The sequence below is a fragment of the Halorhodospira sp. 9622 genome (assembly GCF_022228025.1).
Lineage (GTDB): Bacteria > Pseudomonadota > Gammaproteobacteria > Nitrococcales > Halorhodospiraceae > Halorhodospira > Halorhodospira halophila_A.
The window spans coordinates 48,465-63,898 of sequence record NZ_JAJNRE010000007.1 but is presented as its reverse complement, the minus strand read 5'-3'; the positions used below and the strand labels follow the sequence as shown (position 1 = coordinate 63,898).

Sequence of the window (15,434 nt, the reverse complement as noted above, 5' to 3'; positions counted from 1 at the left end):
TCCGCCCGGGGCCGGAGGCCCTCGAGCGCACATACAACCACAGAACAGGGTCGCAACATGTCCAATCACTACGATGTCATCGTTATCGGTGCCGGCCCCGCCGGATACAGCGCTGCCATTCGCTGCGCCCAGCTGGGCATGCGCACTGCCGTGGTCGACGCCTTCGTCTTCAAGGATGGCGAGCCCGCCCTCGGCGGCACTTGCCTGAACGTCGGCTGCATCCCCTCCAAGGCGCTGCTCGACAGCTCGGAGCAGTATCACAAGGTTACCGAGCAGCTCAGCGCCCACGGCATCACCGCCCAGGGGGTGGAGCTGGATGTGGAGAAGATGATCGCCCGCAAGGACAAGGTGGTGAAGGATCTCACCGGGGGCATCCGTCAGCTGTTCAAGGCCAACAAGATCGAGTGGATCCACGGTCACGGCCAGTTGGTCGAGGCGAAGACCGTGGAGGTCCGCCGCTCGGATGGCACCAGTGAGCGCTACAGCGCCGACTCCGTCGTACTGGCCACCGGCTCGCGCAGCGTCGAGATCGGCGCCGCAGCGCTGGATCACGAGCGCATCGTCAACTCCGACGGGGCGCTGGACTTCACCGAGGTGCCGCAGCGGCTCGGCATCATCGGCGCCGGGGTCATCGGCCTCGAGATGGGCTCGGTATGGAGCCGCCTCGGCTCGGAGGTGGTGCTGCTCGAGGCGCAGGACGAATTCCTCGGGCCGGTGGACCGCCAGGTGGCGCGCACGGCCCAGAAGGAGTTCAAGAAGCAGGGGCTGGATATCCGCCTGGGTTGCCGGGTCACCGGCACCCGGGTCGACGGTGGGGTCACGGTCTCCTACGAGGACAAGAACGGTGGGCAGGAGCTGGAGGTCGACCGCCTCATCGTCTGCGTCGGCCGGCGACCCAACACCGATGACCTCTGCTCGAAAGAGGTCGATCTGCTCCTCGACGAGCGTGGCTTCATCAATGTCGACGAGGACTGCAAGACCAACCTGCCCGACGTCTACGCCGTCGGCGACGTCGTGCGCGGGCCGATGCTCGCCCACAAGGGCCAAGAAGAGGGCATCCTGGTGGCGGAACGGATCGCCGGCAAGGGCGGGCGCCTCAACTACGAGACCATCCCGTGGGTGATCTACACCGACCCCGAGATCGCCTGGGTGGGTCGGACCGAGGAGCAGCTGAAGAAGGCCGGCATCCCCTACAACACCGGGGTTTTCGGCTTTGCTGCCAACGGGCGGGCCCGTGCCATGGACCAGACCGCTGGGATGGTCAAGCTCATCGCCCACGCCGAGACCGACCGGTTGCTCGGGGCCCACATTATCGGTCCGCAGGCCTCCGAACTCATCGCCGAGGCGGTGGTGACCATGGAGTTCGCCGGCTCCGCCGAGGACATCGCGCGCACCATCCACGCCCACCCGACGCTCTCCGAGTCCGTCCACGAAGCGGCCCTGGCCGTGGGTAAGCGGGCCATCCATAAGGCCAACTGAGCCGGTACGCGCCGTGCGCCGCCCCCGCACGGGGCGGCGCCCCCGCACGGGGCGGCGCCGCCGCGAGCGGTCCGGATTCCGTTGCACCGAGGCAGTGCCGCTGGAGCACCGCTTTCGGGTATTCTGGACCCATGACCACCATCCGTACCGTCGCGACCACTCTTCCGATCCTTCTCCTGCTGGCCGCGTGCGCTACTCCCGAGCGGGCGCAGGACCGCGAGCCGGCCGGGGTCCGTGAGGATCCCCCCGCCCCCTTGGCCGAGGCCGAGCCCGAGCCCATCGAGGCCCCCGAGACTGTCCCGGAGCCGGCACCGGGGCTGGGTACCGCCGATGAACCGTTCATTGCCCGCGGGCAGGAGCCGGGGTGGATGCTGCGCATGGACGGCGAGCGCATGCGGCTGCTGGCCGATTACGGCCGCCTCGAGGTGGCCGCCGCGCAGCCGGACCCGGAGGTAACGGACACGGCCCTGCGCTATACGGCGGAGACCGATAACGGCCGCGCGCTGGAGGTTGTCGTCGAGCAGGCGCTGTGCGCCGATGTGGCCACCGGCATGCCGCACCCGTACCGCGTCGACTACACCCTGGACGGTACGCAGCATCGCGGTTGCGGCGGCGATCCCCGGGCGTTGCTGACCGGGGGTGAGTGGCAGATCGTGGCCGTCGACGGCGAGATCCCCGAGGCGATCATCACGCTCGATCTCGATGCCGAGGGGCGGGTTCACGGGCAGGCGCCGTGTAATCGCTACGCCGGCGCCTACCGGCTGACCGGCGAGCGGATCGTGTTCAGCGGCCTGGCCGCCACGCGCATGGCCTGCCGCGACGCGGGCCTGGCGGAAGCCGAGCAGGCGTTCCTGGATGTGCTCGCCGGGGTGTACTTCCTCTATATGCCCGAAGTCGACCGTCTGCGCCTGCTGACCGCGGATGGCAGGCGCCTGGAGGCGGTCCGCGCGGAGGAGGCCGGCGGGGTGGCGCCGTGAGCGTTCGCCCCTGCCCCCTGTGCGGCAGCTCGGCGGTGCTGTTCCATCGGGCCGAGCGCACGTATCACCGATGCCCGAGCTGCGCCCTGGTCCACGTACCGCCCCAGCAGCACCTGTCGGCGGCGGACGAGAAGGCTGTCTACGACCAGCACCGGAATGCGGTGAACGACCCGGGCTACCGGCGCTTCCTGGCCCGGATCGCCGATCCGCTGATGGCCGCGGTGGTGCCGCCGGCGCGCGTGCTGGATTTCGGTTGCGGCCACGGCCCCGCGCTGGCGGCGATGTTCCGTGAGGCAGGCTATCAGGCCGAGGTCTACGATCCCTTCTACTTCCCCGATCCGTCGCCGTTGCGCGATCGCTACGAGGTGGTTACCGCCACCGAGGTGGTCGAGCACCTGGCCGAGCCGGCGGCCGAGCTCGACGGGCTCTGGGGGTGCGTGCGACCCGGGGGCTGGCTGGGTATCATGACCAAGCGCCAGCCGTCCGCCGAGGCGTTCGGTGCCTGGCACTACCTGCGCGACCCGACCCACATCGCCTTCTTCGCCGAGGCGACCTTCTGCTGGTTCGCCCGACGCTGGGGCGCGGAGCTGCATCTGCCGCGGGACGATGTCGCCCTGTTGCGCCGCCCGGTCGCCGGCGGCGCGGGCTGAGGACAGTCGGGGCCGTGCCTGCTATGTTCACCCGAGACCGCTGCACCTTCAGCGGCAGCCTGAAGCGAGGATTCGCAGTGCCACACGACCTCCCCGACCGCCCACGACGCCACACCCTGAAGATGATGATCAGCGCATCCCTGATGCCCCTGGTGGGCATGTCGGCCACCCCGGTTGCCGGCGCCCGGGGCGGCGAGGTGGACCGGGACGGGAGGCCGCGTATCGGCCTGGCGCTCGGCAGCGGCGGGGCCCGCGGCCTCTCCCACCTGCTGGTCTTCGAGGCGCTCGAGGAGCTCGGGGTGCGTCCGCACCGGATCAGTGGCTGCAGCATCGGCGCCATTATGGGCGCGCTCTATGCCGCCGGGCTTAGCGCCGAGGAGATCCGAGCCGGAATCGATGAGCTCGTCGCCGATCAGGACGAGAACTGGCTGCAGACGCTGATGGGCGGCAAATGGCGGCAGTGGCTCGACTTCGTGCAGCCGTCGGATCGCGACGGCGGGCTTGTGGAGTCCGACGCCTTTATCGCCCACCTGCGCAAGGAGACGGGCGTGTCGCGCTTTGGCGAGCTGGAGATTCCGCTGCAGATTGTGGCCACCGACTACTGGAAGCGCGAGGCGGTGGTCTTCGATTCGGGTGCGTTGTGGCCGGCGGTCCAGGCGAGCATGGCCATGCCGGGGCTGTTCAGCCCGGTCTCCTATCAGGATCGGGTGCTGGTCGACGGTGGCCTGACCAATCCGGTGCCGTTCGACCTGCTCGCTGAGGATTGCGACGTGGTGGTGGCGGTCAATGTGCTCGGCACCCGTGAGGAGGGCAAGGACGAGGCACTGCGCAACCCGGCGTACCTGGACAACATCTTCAACACGTTCCAGGTCATGCAGTACTCCATCCTGCAGGAGAAGCGGCGGCGGGAGGAGCCCGATATCCTGATCAGCCCGGCGATCAGCGATATCCGCGTGCTCGACTTTCACAGGGTGGATACGATCCTTGAGCAGGCCCGCCCTGAGGTGGACATCCTCCGGGACGAGCTGCGTGAACGGCTGGCCGAGTGGTGAGCGGGATGATGGCGGAATGGTTTGCCAGCGGCCGCGTCATCGACGCCATCCTGGTGCTGATGCTCCTCGAGGGGGCCCTGCTTTACGCGCTCTACCGGCGCACCGGTCATGGCCTGGCGTCGGCAACCATCGTGACCACCCTGGCGGCCGGCGGCTTCCTGCTGCTGGCGCTGCGCGCCGCGCTGACCGGTGCCCCGTGGTACTGGGTCTCGGGGTGGTTGCTGGCTGGCCTGGCGGCCCACCTGGCGGATCTGTGGCAGCGTCTGGGCCGGTCCTGACTGTTACGCTTTGTAGGCGGCGAAGCAGCGCATGACCCCGCGCGCCCGTCGCGAGGTGCCGTCGATGCGGAACCCCGCCGCGCGCACGGCTGCCTCGGTATCCCGGTTGAGGTGGCAGCCGCCGCTGACGGCGGTCCACACCGGCTGGATGCGGTCCTGCACCCGGCCCGCCAGCCCCGGTGAGCGCACGTGCTCGAGCATTCGCAGCACCCCGTGATCGTCGAGGACCCGGCGGATCTCCCGCAGCCCCGCCGCGGTATCGCCGACGCTGCAGAAACTCAGGCTGGTGGTGACCGTGTCGAAGCTGCCGTCGGCGAAGGGCAGTGCCTCCGCGCGGCCAACGTACAGCGGGACCTGCGGCGCCCGGCGCCGGGCGCGGCGCAACGCGGCGGCGTCCGGATCCACTGCCCACACCGCGGTCTCGGCGGGATAGAGCGGTAGGGTCCGTCCCGTCCCGCAGCCTACCTCCAGGACACGGCCGCGGACCCCGTCGACGAGCGCCTCGCGCCAGCGGTGCATGCCTAAGCGTTCGCAGACGGCCATACCGGCGTCGTAGAGCCACGGGATGTGCTCGACGCCGCGCACCGGGGTCACTCGCGAAGCCAGCAGGCGGCTCGATGCTCCGGGCGGGGCCGGAAGTCCGGCGGCGGCGGATCGAGCTCGCACCGACCCGCCATGGCGTGCGGGCAGCGTGGGTGGTAACGGCATCCGGTGGGTGGCTGGATCAGGCTGGGCGCCTCGCCCCCGGGGACTGGGCGGGGGCGGCCGGCGTTGGCGGCATCGGGGTCGCCGAGGGCGCTGAGCAGGGCCTCGGTGTAGGGGTGCTGGGGCCGCTGCAACAGCGCGTCCACAGGGGCCTGCTCGACGATGCGTCCGCCGTACATCACCATCGCCCGGTCCACATAGTGGCGGACCGTCGAGAGGTCGTGGGTGATGTAAAGCAGGGCCAAGTCGTGCTCCTGTTGCACCCGGTGGAGCAGGTTGAGGATCTCCACCCGGACCGAGGCGTCGAGCATGGAGACGGGCTCGTCGGCGATGATCATCGCCGGCCGCAGCAGCAGTGCCCGGGCGATGACCACGCGCTGCTGCTGACCGCCGCTGAGTTGGTGGGGAAACTTGCCGGCCACCTCGGCCGCGGGGCTGAGGCCAACCTCTTCGAGGGCTGCCTCGATGCGCCGCCAGCGCTCGGCGCGCGGGCGGACGCCGTGGATAATCAGCGGCTCGGCCAGGATCCGCTGCACCTCCATGAACGGTGGCAGGGCCCCGTAGGGGTCCTGCTGGACGTAGCCGACCTGCGCGCGGTATGTCTTGAGGGCCGCGCCGTTGAGCTCACCCACCTCGGTACCGGCGAAACGCACCGAGCCGGCGGTGGGCCGGTGCAGCCCGAGCAGGGTGCGCGCCAGAGAGCTCTTGCCGCAGCCGCTCTCGCCGACCACCGCAATGGCCTCACCGGCGTCCAGGCTGAAGGCTACGCCGTCGACGGCGCGCACCGTGCCGGTCCGCAGGAACCCCCACTGACGCAGTTCGAAGTGGGTGTGCAGGCCGTCAACGCACAGCAGTGCCTCATCGGTGCTGCCGGTGGTGCGCGCCGCGATGGGTGAGTGCAAGCTCATGGTCCCCCTCCCGAGCGGTGGTGAAGCCAGCAGCGGACTCGGTGCCGGGTATCGTAGGCAACCTCGGGTGGTGGCTCGCTGCAGCGCTCATAGGCCTTCGGGCAGCGTTCGGCGAAGCGGCAGCCGGTCGGCGGCTCGAGCAGGCTCGGGGGGCGGCCCGGTATGGCGCGTGGCGGCTGCTCCTGGTGCAGCCGGGGCACCGAGTCCATCAGCAGCCGCGAGTAGGGGTGGGCGGGATGGCCGAAGAACGCCTCGGCGCTGGCGGTCTCCACCACCTGCCCGGCGTACATCAGCGCCACCCGGTCGGCCAGTTCGCTGGAGGTGGCGATATCGTGGGTGATCAGCACGAAGCTGACCCCGCGTTGGGCCTTGATGCGCTTGAGCACGTTCATGATGGATGCCTGGGTGAGCACGTCCAGCGCCGAGGTGGGCTCGTCGAGGACGACCAGGTCCGGTTCGGTCACCAGCGCCATGGCCAGCACCGCGCGCTGGCGCATGCCCCCCGAAAGCTCGTGGGGGTAGCGGCGCAGGAAATCCGTGGCGATGCCCACCTCCTCGAAGGCGGCGCCGGCGCGACGGTGTGCCTCCCGCCGGCCCAGCCGGTGGTGCACGCGCAGCGGTTCAGCCACCTGTTCCCCGACGCGCACCACCGGGTTGAGGGCGTTCATGGCCGCCTGCATGACCAGGGCGATGCGCACCCAACGCACTTCGCGGCGGAAGCGCTCCTCCGGAAGGCCGAGCACGTCGCGTCCGTCCAGGCGCATCTGGCCGCTGGGGGCATGGGCGTTGCGCGGCAGCGTGCGCAGCAGGGTACGCGCCAGCGAGCTCTTGCCGCAGCCGGACTCGCCGAGCACGGCCAGGGCCTCGTTGCGGCGCACCTCCAGGTTCACGCCGTCCACCGCCCACAGGGTGCCGCGCGCGGTGGCGTAGCCCAGGCGCAGGTTCTCGATCTCGAGCAGCGGGGCACCGGCCATCAGAGGTTCCTCAGCCGCGGGTTGAAGATCCGGTCCAGGGCGAAGCCGAGCATGGCAAAGCCGAGTCCGGTGAGCATCAGCAGCGCCGCCGGCGACAGCACCCAGTAGTAAAAGCCGTGGTAGAGCGCACTCTGGGCCTGGGCATCGTGCAGGACCTTGCCCCACGTCGGCAGCACCGGGTCACCCAGGCCGAGAACCGCCAACGACGCCTCCAGGAAGACGTAGGTGGGGATCAGGGTGACGAAGGTGGGGATGAGCACTGGCAGGATCCGCGGCACCATGTAGCGCAGGATGATCCGGCCGCCCCCGGCCCCATAGGCGCGCGCCGCCTCGATATAGGGCGCTTCACGGATGGGCAGCAGCATCGAGCGGTACATCTTGATCCCGGCGCTGAATATGCCCAGCACCACGACGACGCCGAGCATCAGCCAGATGCTGGTCGAATAGAGGGTGCCGATCATCACCAGGATCGGCAGCAGCGGCAGGATGATGTTCACCTCGGTGAGCCGCTGGATGGTGGCGTCCACCCAGCCCCCGTACCAGACCCCGGTGGCGGCGATGATCAGGGTGGTCACTGTGGTGCCCACGGCGGCGAGCAGTCCGAAGGCGAGGGCGACCGGCGTGCCCCAGAGCAGGGCTACGGCCAGGTCGCGGCGCTGGTGGTCGGTGCCGAAGGCGCCGTGGACCTGCCCGTAGACGACCAGCTCGGCGTGCAGCCGGGCGGACTCTTCGAAGTGCACCGTCTCGATAACCAGCTCGTAGGTGCCGGTGCGCACTGTCGGGTCCGGGGTTCCGGGCTCGGCGTCGGTGAACAGGCCGACCTGGGGCGCGCGGCCCAGCCGACTCTCCAGTTGCCGGTCCTGGGAGATGGAGAAGCGCTCCCGCTCCCCCACCCGGCGGGCGTCGATGGGGATCTCCTCGCCGTCCGGGGTGCGCCAGTGCACCCGCGTGAAGGGCTGGCCCTGCTCGAACTCCGCCTCGAGGAAGAGATTGATCTCCGAGGGGAAGCCGTCGTAGGGGAAGTCGACCTCCAGGGTGGTTGTCTCGAGCCGTGCTGCGCCCAGATCCTGACGCTCGGTGGGCGCATCCTCGCTGGAGACGGTGATGGTGCGCGGGGCGTCCCCGCCGAGAAGCCGGTCGGTCCACGCCGGGCTGGCGTTGACCGGCAGGTCCTGCCAGGCGTCGCCGCCGCGCCAGAGCTTCTGCGCCTCGGAGTAGGGGATGGCGGTCACGGCATAGATGGCCGTGGCGATCAGTATGGCGATGATCAGCAGCCCGGCCACGGCGGACGGGTAGCGTCGTACCTGGGTGAGCCCATCGCGCCAGCGGATCATCCCTGCCCCCCGTCGATGCGGACCCGCGGGTCCAGGATGGCGTAGAGGAAGTCCAGCAGGAACACGGTCACGGCCAGCAGGTAGGCAAAGATGACCACCGAGCCGATGATGACCGGCGTGTCACGGTGCCCGATGGCCTCGAAGAGTAGCGTGCCCAGGCCCGGCCAGTTGAAGACCTGTTCGAGAATGATCGCACCGCTCCATAGGCCGATGAGCATCAGCAGGAAGCTGGTGATGATCGGCGAAAGTGTCGGCCGGAGGATGTAGCGCTGCTCCACCAGGGCGTCGGGCAAACCCTTGGCACGGGCCATCTCCACATAATCCTCGCTGGAGTGGATGAGGAAGAACGTCCGCCACGAGTAGATCGATATGAAGATCTGGGCGATGAACATCGCCGCCACCGGTAGCGCCATGTGGCGGATCACGCTGGCTGCATAGGCCCACGGATCCTCCGGCGGCGGCACCGCCACCATGCCGCCGGACGGCAGCAGCGGGAAGATGAACGCAAGCAGCAGGATCAGGAAGATGCCGTAGAACCACGCCGGCGCCGCCGAGGTGGGTGCCAGGCCGATCACGGTCTGGTCCAGCCGGCTGCCGTAGCGTCGTGACAGCGACAGCGCGGCGAAGACCGAGACGAAAAACACCAGCAGGTTGGCGGTGCCGAAGAGCAGCAGCGTCGCCGGCAGGCGCTCGGCAATGATGTTGTAGACCTGCCGGGAACCGGCATCGCTGTGCATCTGCTCCGCCCGCCCCAGGTCGAGGGTCATGGCCGCGCGCAGGTAGTCGAAGCTGCGCACGATGAACGGCTCGTCCAGGCGCAGGCGCTCGACCTCTAGGTCGATCTGGCGCTGCATCAGTTCCTCGCGCTCCTCCGAGTCGAGGTCCTGGAAGGCCGGGTCTCCCCGGACCTGTTCGGCCACTTCGCCCTGGATCTGGGCCATGCGCAGCTCATCCACCTGCCCGCCCATGTTGGCGATGAGGATGGTCAGGTAGACACCGATCAGCACGGTCAGCAGCAGGGCGATGAGCCGCTTGGCGGTGAAAACCCCAAGATGACGGAGGTCGCGGAGCAAGGAGGCGGTGCGGCTGACGGGGGCGGCGCTGGCCACGGCTACTCCTCCTCCTGGCTGTCTGCTTCGGGGCCGCCGGCCGGTAGGGTGGCGAAGGCGTGGGTGGCGAATGCCGGCAGGGCCACGCTTCGTGAGGTGACGGCCAGTTCCATGCTGTTGGCTCCGGTGCCCAGCGTCTCCAGCGCCTCGGCGGGGACGCGGATGCGCCACTGTCCGTCGCCGTCCGGCTCGCTCTCGCCTTTCAGCGCCAGCCGGTCGTCCCGGTCGAAGAGGAGAAAGCGGGCGGTCTCGATCTCCTCGTCCGGGTAGGGTTCGCCGGCGTAAGTGATGCGGACCGTCAGCTCGAGATCCTCGCCGTGCTCGACCAGCAGCGGTCCGTCGATTTCCAGCTCCGGGATGCGCGGGTCGGTGAAGCGCAGCCACTTGTCGGCCGGATCCGGGTGATCCGGGTAGCGACGCAGCACGATGCTGCCCTCCACCGGGCGGACCGAGTGCAGGTAGAACGGCCCATCATCCACCCAGAAGTGGCCGCGTTCCTGCTGCCAGGTGTCGAGGGCGCGGTAGCGCTCGGCGGCCTCGCCCTCACGCAGCCATTCGCCAAGGGCCTGCTCGAAGGGCACCTGCTCGGCCTCAGCGGCAGCGCGCAGGTAGCCGCGGAGAACCTCCAGGCTCGGCCCCGAGACCAGGTTGAGCCACTCCACATCCATGCGGTCGGCCTTGCTCGAGGAGAAGGCGAGCTCGCCGCGGCGCTCGGCCTGGATGCCCAGGTTGACCACGTGCCAGGGCTGAGCGGCCGGGATGCGGGCGGCGACCAGGTTCTCGGCGTCCGGGTAGACCTGGTCGCTGTAGACCTCGACGGTCAGGGGGTCGGTATCGGTAATCCGCCAGCCGCGGAAGTTGCGTTGATAGACCTCGAACTCCGGCAGGTGGGAGGGATCGAACAGCGGGCTGTCCTCGTCGGCTCGGGCGAAGCTCAGGATCCAAGGCAGCACCACGTCGGCCACGGAGACCTGCGAGCCGTCGTGCCAGCGGCGCTCGAGGTAGTCGTCCTCGTAGTGGAGGACTACCCGCGAGCGGGCGGTCAGTCCATCCTCGTGGCGATCGTCCACGGTCAGGATGCGCTGCTCCTCCGGGTCCCAGTCGATCCAGGCGTCACCGGGGATCTCGATGGTCTCAGCGGTTTCCAGCGAGACCCAGTCCAGGGTGCGGTTGACCGGCGCGTCCTCAGTGACCGTGACCTCCGCCGAGTCGAGTCGCTGCGGCCAGTAGAGGCCGGTGAAGGGGTCGGGCAGCACCGCCGAGTCGGTCAACCCGCGCAGGATCATGCGGTCGAAGATCCAGTTGCTGCCGGCGACGTGGTTCCACGGTTCGGTGAGCATGCTCGGCGTGGCTGCCACCACGCGACCCCCCACGCGATCGCTGAAACGCAGGGTAAAGGGCCACAGCTGCGACCCGGAGAGCCCGCCGGCCAGGTCGCCGGCCACCTCAAGATCGGCGGCGTGGGGCCAGACACTGAGCTGATCCGCCAGCCAGATGCGCGCCGAGTTTTCCATCGCCAGGGTCAGGCCCTCCTCCATGAGTTCCTGGCGTTCCCCGACGCTGGTGTAGTCGCGGCGCTCCAGGCGCTCGGCGGCCTCGCTGAACGCCTCGGTGGGCTCATACGCCTGCCATAGCGGGTCGGGGCGGCCTCGGGGGGTGTAGTAGTAGTTGAAGTTGTCGCCGATGTCGCGGTTGATCACGGTCGAGACCCAGGCGCCGGTGTAGATGTGCCAGCGTCCGGCGGCCGGGTCGCCGGTCATCCAGATGCGGGAGGCCTCCTCGGCCGTGCGGTAGAGGCGCTCGACGGTGAAGCCGAGATCCTCCATCAGGTTGGCGATGTAGTCCCCGACCCGCTCACGGTTGTCCTCGGTGCGGATGAGCACGGTGAGGGTCACCGGCTCGTCGGCGTAATACCAGCGGCCCTCCCGGCGCTCGGCGCCGCGCGCCTCCATGGTTTCCGCGATGGTCGCCTCGGCGCGCTCCGGGTCATGGCGGTACTTGAGTTCCAGCGAGCGTGCGGTCTCCGCCAGCCGGGCGTAGTCGGGGAAGGCCGTGTTGATCGGCAGATAGCGGGGCACCGCAAGACCGCCGAAGAGTTCCTCGGCCACGTGGCGCCGGTCGATCAGGCGATTCAGCGCCTCGCGGATGCGCGGCTCGCGGAATGGATTGAGTCGCTGCTCGTCCTCGAAGGCGGCCGGGTTGAGGGTCAGCTCGATGGCCGTGCCGTGGGAAAGGAAGTGGTCGACCTGCTCCGAGTCCTGCGCCTGGCGGAAGATGGTGGCGCTGTCGATACCCTGAGTGAATAGGTGGTGCGAGCCGTGCTCGATGAGCGCGGTGAGCCGGCCCGGGTCGGACTCATCGGTGAAGATGATCTCATCGACTAGTGCACCGCGGCGTTCGGCCGGGTCGCCCGGTTCGCCCCGGTTGCTGGCGTCGGTGTCCGCGCCGCGCTGTTCGCCGATGATCAGCACGGTGGCGATTGCCCCGGCAATCAGGGCCAGCGCGGCCAGGGGGATATAGGAGCGCGGCGCCATGGGTCGAGCCTGTGAGTCCTCGCTGCGGGGTCGGTTTTTGACCGCAGCTCATGGTGCACCAAGCTTTGCGTGGGGTCCAACCTGCCCTTGGCCCGGGGCGCGCGCAATGCAGCGTGAGCCGGATCATTGTTGAACATAATGCTGCTCCCGTACGAAGCGCGCGGAGAACACGCAGAAAACGCCATGAGAGATCCTAACATATTGGTTGTTATATGATTTGGGAGGCGGTGAAGCGCTGTTGTAAACTCGCTGAACTGGCCGTCAGAGGTGATAAAAAATGCAGGAATTCACGGCGTGGCGGGTCCCGGAATCCGGCAGGGAGGATCAGGGCGGGGTCGTGACCCTCGGTGCCGCCGATCTGCCCGCTGGCGATGTGCTGGTCCGGGTGGCGTACTCCTCCGTCAACTACAAGGATGCGCTGGCCCTGACCGGCCAGGGCAAGATCCTGCGCCGTTTCCCCATCACCCCGGGGATCGATGCCGCCGGCGTCGTGGTTGAGAGCGACAGCGACGATGTGAAAGTCGGGGCGCAGGTGCTGATCACCGGCTGCGGTCTGGGTGAGGTCCACGACGGCGGCTTCGCCGAGTACGTGCGGATCCCTGCCGACTGGGTCGTGCCGCTGCCCGGAGGGCTGACGCCCCGCCAGGCGATGGCACTCGGTACCGCCGGATTCACGGCGGCGCTGGCCCTGATTCGCATGGAGGCGGCCGGGCAGACCCCGGCGCTGGGCGATGTGCTCGTCACCGGGGCTTCGGGGGGCGTGGGCAGCATCGCCGTGGATCTGTTCAGCAACGCCGGTTACCGCGTGGTAGCGGTTTCCGGCAAGAAGGATGCGGCGTCATATCTCCACGCGCTGGGCGCCGCCGAGGTGGTGAGCCCGGAGGCGATCGGGCTCAGCGAGCGGCCGCTGGATCGCGCCCGCTTCGCCGGCGTGGTCGACAACGTTGGCGGTCCCCTGCTCGCCGGGCTGCTGCCCCAGGTCGAGGAGTACGGCAACGTCGCCTCCATCGGTCTGGCCGGGGGCGTGAAGCTCGAGACCACCGTCATGCCGTGGATCCTGCGCGGCGTGAGCATGCTCGGCATCAGTTCCGCCAACTGCCCGCGCCCCCTGCGCCTGGAGAGCTGGCGGCGGCTCGGCGAAGACCTGCGTCCGCAGGACCCGGAAGGCTTCGTTACCCGCGAGGTGGAACTCGACGGGCTGCGCGATGCCGCCGAGGCGATGCTCGCCCGGCAGGTGACCGGCCGCACCCTGGTCCGCGTGGGCGGCGACGCCGTCGCCTGACCCGTCCGGCCCGCCCACCCGATCACGACACGGAGCGAACGAAAACATGACCGATCAGTCATCCGCGGGACGCCGCTTCCGCGACGCCGTTACGCAGGAACAACCGCTGCAGGTGGTCGGCGCCATCAACGCCTATTCGGCGCTGCTCGCCGAGCGGGCCGGGTTCCAGGCGCTGTACGTCTCCGGCGCCGGGGTGGCCAATGCCTCGTATGGCCTGCCGGATCTGGGGATCACCCAGCTGGCCGATGTGGTCGAGGACGTCCGGCGCATCACCGACGTGACCCGCGCGCCGGTGCTGGTGGATATCGACACCGGCTTTGGCGGTGCCTTCAGCGTCGCGCGGACTATCCGCGAGCTGACGCGCGCCGGGGCGGCCGCGGTGCACATCGAGGACCAGGTCCAGGCCAAGCGCTGCGGTCACCGCCCGGGCAAGGAGCTGGTCTCCACCGCCGAGATGGTCGATCGGGTCCGAGCGGCGGTGGACGCGCGGCCCGATCCGGAGCTGGTGGTCATGGCGCGCACCGACGCCCGCGCCTCGGAGGGTCTGGAGGCCGCCCTGGAGCGCGCCGAGGCGTACGTGGAGGCTGGTGCCGACATGGTCTTCGCCGAGGCCATGCACAGCCTTGAGGACATCCGCACCTTCACCGACCGGCTCTCGGTGCCGGTGCTGGCCAACATCACCGAGTTCGGCAAGACGCCGTACTTCACGGTGGCGCAGCTGCGCGAGGCGGGGGCGGGGCTCGTCCTCTATCCGCTTTCGGCCTTCCGGGCCATGAGCCGGGCCGCCGAGGAGGTCTACGGCGCCATTCGTGCCGAGGGAACCCAGGAGGGCATGCTCGATCGCATGCAGACGCGCGAAGAGCTCTACGAGGTGCTCGGCTACCACGACTATGAGCGCAAGCTCGATGAGCTCTTCGGGCGCGACGTACGAACAGGAGGAGAAGAGCGATGACGGGAAAGAAGACCGGTGCCGGGCTGCGTGGCCAATCCGCCGGGGAGACGGCGCTGTGCACGGTCGGCCAGGAGGGGACGGGCCTGACCTACCGCGGCTACGACGTCCGTGACCTGGCGGCACAGTGCGAGTTCGAGGAGGTGGCCTACCTGCTGCTCTACGGCGAACTCCCCGACCGCGCCCAGCTCGAGGCGTACAAGCGCCGCCTCTCCGGCATGCGCGAGCTGCCGCCGGCGGTCAAGGCGGTCCTTGAGCAGATCCCGCGGGATGCCCACCCCATGGATGTGATGCGCACCGGCTGTTCCATGCTCGGCACCCTGGAGACCGAGACCGATTTCTCGCAGCAGGCCGAGGTGGCGGACCGTCTGCTGGCGGTCTTCCCGTCGATCATCACCTACTGGTACCGATACAGCCACGAAGGTGTGCGCATCGATACCGACAGCGACGAGGACTCCATCGGCGCCCACTTCCTCTACCTGCTCCGCGGTGAGCGGCCCAACGCGCTGCACAAGAACGTCATGCACGTCTCGCTGATCCTCTATGCGGAGCACGAGTTCAACGCCTCCACCTTCGCTGCCCGGGTCTGCGCCTCGACGCTGTCGGACATGCACTCGGCCATCACGGGGGCAATCGGGACCCTGCGCGGCCCGCTCCACGGTGGCGCCAACGAGGCTGCCATGGAGATGCTCGAGCAGTGGTCCAGCCCGGAGGAGGCGCGACGCGAGCTGGCCGGAATGCTCGAGCGCAAGGAGAAAGTCATGGGCTTCGGCCATGCGGTCTACACCGAGGTCGACCCGCGCAACGCCGTGATCAAGGAGTGGTCCCGCGAGCTCGCCGCGGAGGTCGGTGACGAGACCCTGTTCCCGGTCTCCGAGGCCGTGGAGCAGTTGATGTGGGACGAGAAGGGGCTGTTCGCGAATGCCGACTTCTACCACGCCTCGGCCTACCGCTTCATGGGGATTCCCACCAAGCTGTTCACGCCGATCTTCGTGATGTCCCGGCACAGCGGGTGGGCGGCCCACGTGATGGAGCAGCGGGCGAAGAACCGCATCATTCGTCCGAGCGCCGATTACACCGGCCACAATCTGCGTGCGGTGCCGCCGATCGATCAGCGCTGACACGCCGTTCAGCCCGGGAACGCCGCCTCCGCCCCGTTGCCGCGGGGGGCGCGGAGTCGGCGGCGACCGTGGCACGATCAAC

Annotated in this window: 14 protein-coding genes; 8 read left to right on the top strand and 6 right to left on the bottom strand. The window is 69.1% G+C overall.

Annotation, left to right across the window (positions count from 1 at the left end):
• The first annotated feature begins 57 nt into the window (after positions 1-57).
• From lpdA to LRG07_RS05740, 5 genes are all read left to right on the top strand, one after another.
• Positions 58-1,479: a dihydrolipoyl dehydrogenase gene (gene lpdA, locus LRG07_RS05760; protein WP_238641960.1), complete on the top strand. Its 1,422-nt coding sequence runs from the start codon at positions 58-60 to the stop codon at positions 1,477-1,479.
• A gap of 131 nt (positions 1,480-1,610) precedes the next feature.
• Positions 1,611-2,456, top strand: a complete 846-nt coding sequence (locus tag LRG07_RS05755; RefSeq protein ID WP_201169964.1) for an META domain-containing protein — start codon at positions 1,611-1,613, stop codon at positions 2,454-2,456.
• Positions 2,453-3,106 (top strand): class I SAM-dependent methyltransferase, encoded by a 654-nt coding sequence (locus LRG07_RS05750; protein WP_238641959.1) that lies wholly within the window; start codon positions 2,453-2,455, stop codon positions 3,104-3,106. Before LRG07_RS05755 ends, LRG07_RS05750 begins: the two co-directional genes overlap by 4 nt.
• Positions 3,107-3,183: 77 nt before the next feature.
• Entirely contained in the window at positions 3,184-4,158 is a 975-nt protein-coding gene (locus LRG07_RS05745; RefSeq protein ID WP_238641958.1) for a patatin-like phospholipase family protein, read from the top strand.
• A gap of 8 nt (positions 4,159-4,166) precedes the next feature.
• A complete protein-coding gene (locus LRG07_RS05740; RefSeq protein ID WP_201243024.1) occupies positions 4,167-4,436 on the top strand; it encodes a hypothetical protein in 270 nt (89 codons plus the stop codon).
• A 3-nt stretch (positions 4,437-4,439) separates the two neighbouring features.
• Here LRG07_RS05740 and LRG07_RS05735 read toward each other — a convergent pair whose 3' ends face one another.
• The 6 genes from LRG07_RS05735 to LRG07_RS05710 are packed head-to-tail and all read right to left on the bottom strand — an operon-like array spanning position 4,440 to position 12,000.
• Positions 4,440-5,021: a methyltransferase domain-containing protein gene (locus tag LRG07_RS05735; protein WP_201170306.1), complete on the bottom strand. Its 582-nt coding sequence runs from the start codon at positions 5,019-5,021 to the stop codon at positions 4,440-4,442.
• Between the two features lie 5 nt (positions 5,022-5,026).
• Positions 5,027-6,049 (bottom strand): ABC transporter ATP-binding protein, encoded by a 1,023-nt coding sequence (locus LRG07_RS05730; protein ID WP_238634687.1) that lies wholly within the window; start codon positions 6,047-6,049, stop codon positions 5,027-5,029.
• Positions 6,046-7,023 carry an ABC transporter ATP-binding protein gene (locus tag LRG07_RS05725; protein ID WP_201169959.1) on the bottom strand — a complete coding sequence of 326 codons (978 nt, stop codon included), beginning with the start codon at positions 7,021-7,023 and terminating at the stop codon, positions 6,046-6,048. The genes LRG07_RS05730 and LRG07_RS05725 overlap by 4 nt, the downstream gene beginning before the upstream one ends.
• Positions 7,023-8,357, bottom strand: coding sequence for an ABC transporter permease (locus LRG07_RS05720; RefSeq protein WP_238641957.1), 1,335 nt, complete (start codon positions 8,355-8,357; stop codon positions 7,023-7,025). Before LRG07_RS05720 ends, LRG07_RS05725 begins: the two co-directional genes overlap by 1 nt.
• Positions 8,354-9,466 (bottom strand): ABC transporter permease, encoded by a 1,113-nt coding sequence (locus LRG07_RS05715; RefSeq protein ID WP_201169953.1) that lies wholly within the window; start codon positions 9,464-9,466, stop codon positions 8,354-8,356. Before LRG07_RS05715 ends, LRG07_RS05720 begins: the two co-directional genes overlap by 4 nt.
• Positions 9,467-9,468: 2 nt before the next feature.
• On the bottom strand, positions 9,469-12,000 hold the full coding sequence (locus LRG07_RS05710) for an ABC transporter substrate-binding protein (RefSeq protein ID WP_238641956.1): 2,532 nt from the start codon (positions 11,998-12,000) through the stop codon (positions 9,469-9,471).
• A 277-nt stretch (positions 12,001-12,277) separates the two neighbouring features.
• Between LRG07_RS05710 and LRG07_RS05705 the strand changes: the two genes are divergently transcribed.
• Genes LRG07_RS05705 through prpC form a run of 3 tightly spaced genes read left to right on the top strand, consistent with a single transcriptional unit; the run spans position 12,278 to position 15,352 of the window.
• On the top strand, positions 12,278-13,282 hold the full coding sequence (locus LRG07_RS05705; RefSeq protein WP_238641955.1) for a YhdH/YhfP family quinone oxidoreductase: 1,005 nt from the start codon (positions 12,278-12,280) through the stop codon (positions 13,280-13,282).
• 46 nt (positions 13,283-13,328) lie between these two features.
• Entirely contained in the window at positions 13,329-14,234 is a 906-nt protein-coding gene (gene prpB, locus LRG07_RS05700; RefSeq protein WP_238641954.1) for a methylisocitrate lyase, read from the top strand.
• On the top strand, positions 14,231-15,352 hold the full coding sequence (prpC, locus tag LRG07_RS05695; RefSeq protein ID WP_238636579.1) for a 2-methylcitrate synthase: 1,122 nt from the start codon (positions 14,231-14,233) through the stop codon (positions 15,350-15,352). The genes prpB and prpC overlap by 4 nt, the downstream gene beginning before the upstream one ends.
• The last annotated feature ends 82 nt before the right edge of the window (positions 15,353-15,434 follow it).

Bases quoted from the DNA above. Each gene is read 5' to 3' on its own strand.
- LRG07_RS05740 (WP_201243024.1), top strand. From the start codon at position 4,167: ATGGCGGAATGGTTTGCCAGCGGCCGCGTCATCGACGCCATCCTGGTG.
- prpB (WP_238641954.1), top strand. From the start codon at position 13,329: ATGACCGATCAGTCATCCGCGGGACGCCGCTTCCGCGACGCCGTTACG.
- prpC (WP_238636579.1), top strand. From the start codon at position 14,231: ATGACGGGAAAGAAGACCGGTGCCGGGCTGCGTGGCCAATCCGCCGGG.
- LRG07_RS05705 (WP_238641955.1), top strand. From the start codon at position 12,278: ATGCAGGAATTCACGGCGTGGCGGGTCCCGGAATCCGGCAGGGAGGAT.
- LRG07_RS05730 (WP_238634687.1), bottom strand. From the start codon at position 6,049: ATGAGCTTGCACTCACCCATCGCGGCGCGCACCACCGGCAGCACCGAT.
- LRG07_RS05710 (WP_238641956.1), bottom strand. From the start codon at position 12,000: ATGGCGCCGCGCTCCTATATCCCCCTGGCCGCGCTGGCCCTGATTGCC.
- LRG07_RS05725 (WP_201169959.1), bottom strand. From the start codon at position 7,023: ATGGCCGGTGCCCCGCTGCTCGAGATCGAGAACCTGCGCCTGGGCTAC.
- lpdA (WP_238641960.1), top strand. From the start codon at position 58: ATGTCCAATCACTACGATGTCATCGTTATCGGTGCCGGCCCCGCCGGA.
- LRG07_RS05755 (WP_201169964.1), top strand. From the start codon at position 1,611: ATGACCACCATCCGTACCGTCGCGACCACTCTTCCGATCCTTCTCCTG.
- LRG07_RS05720 (WP_238641957.1), bottom strand. From the start codon at position 8,357: ATGATCCGCTGGCGCGATGGGCTCACCCAGGTACGACGCTACCCGTCC.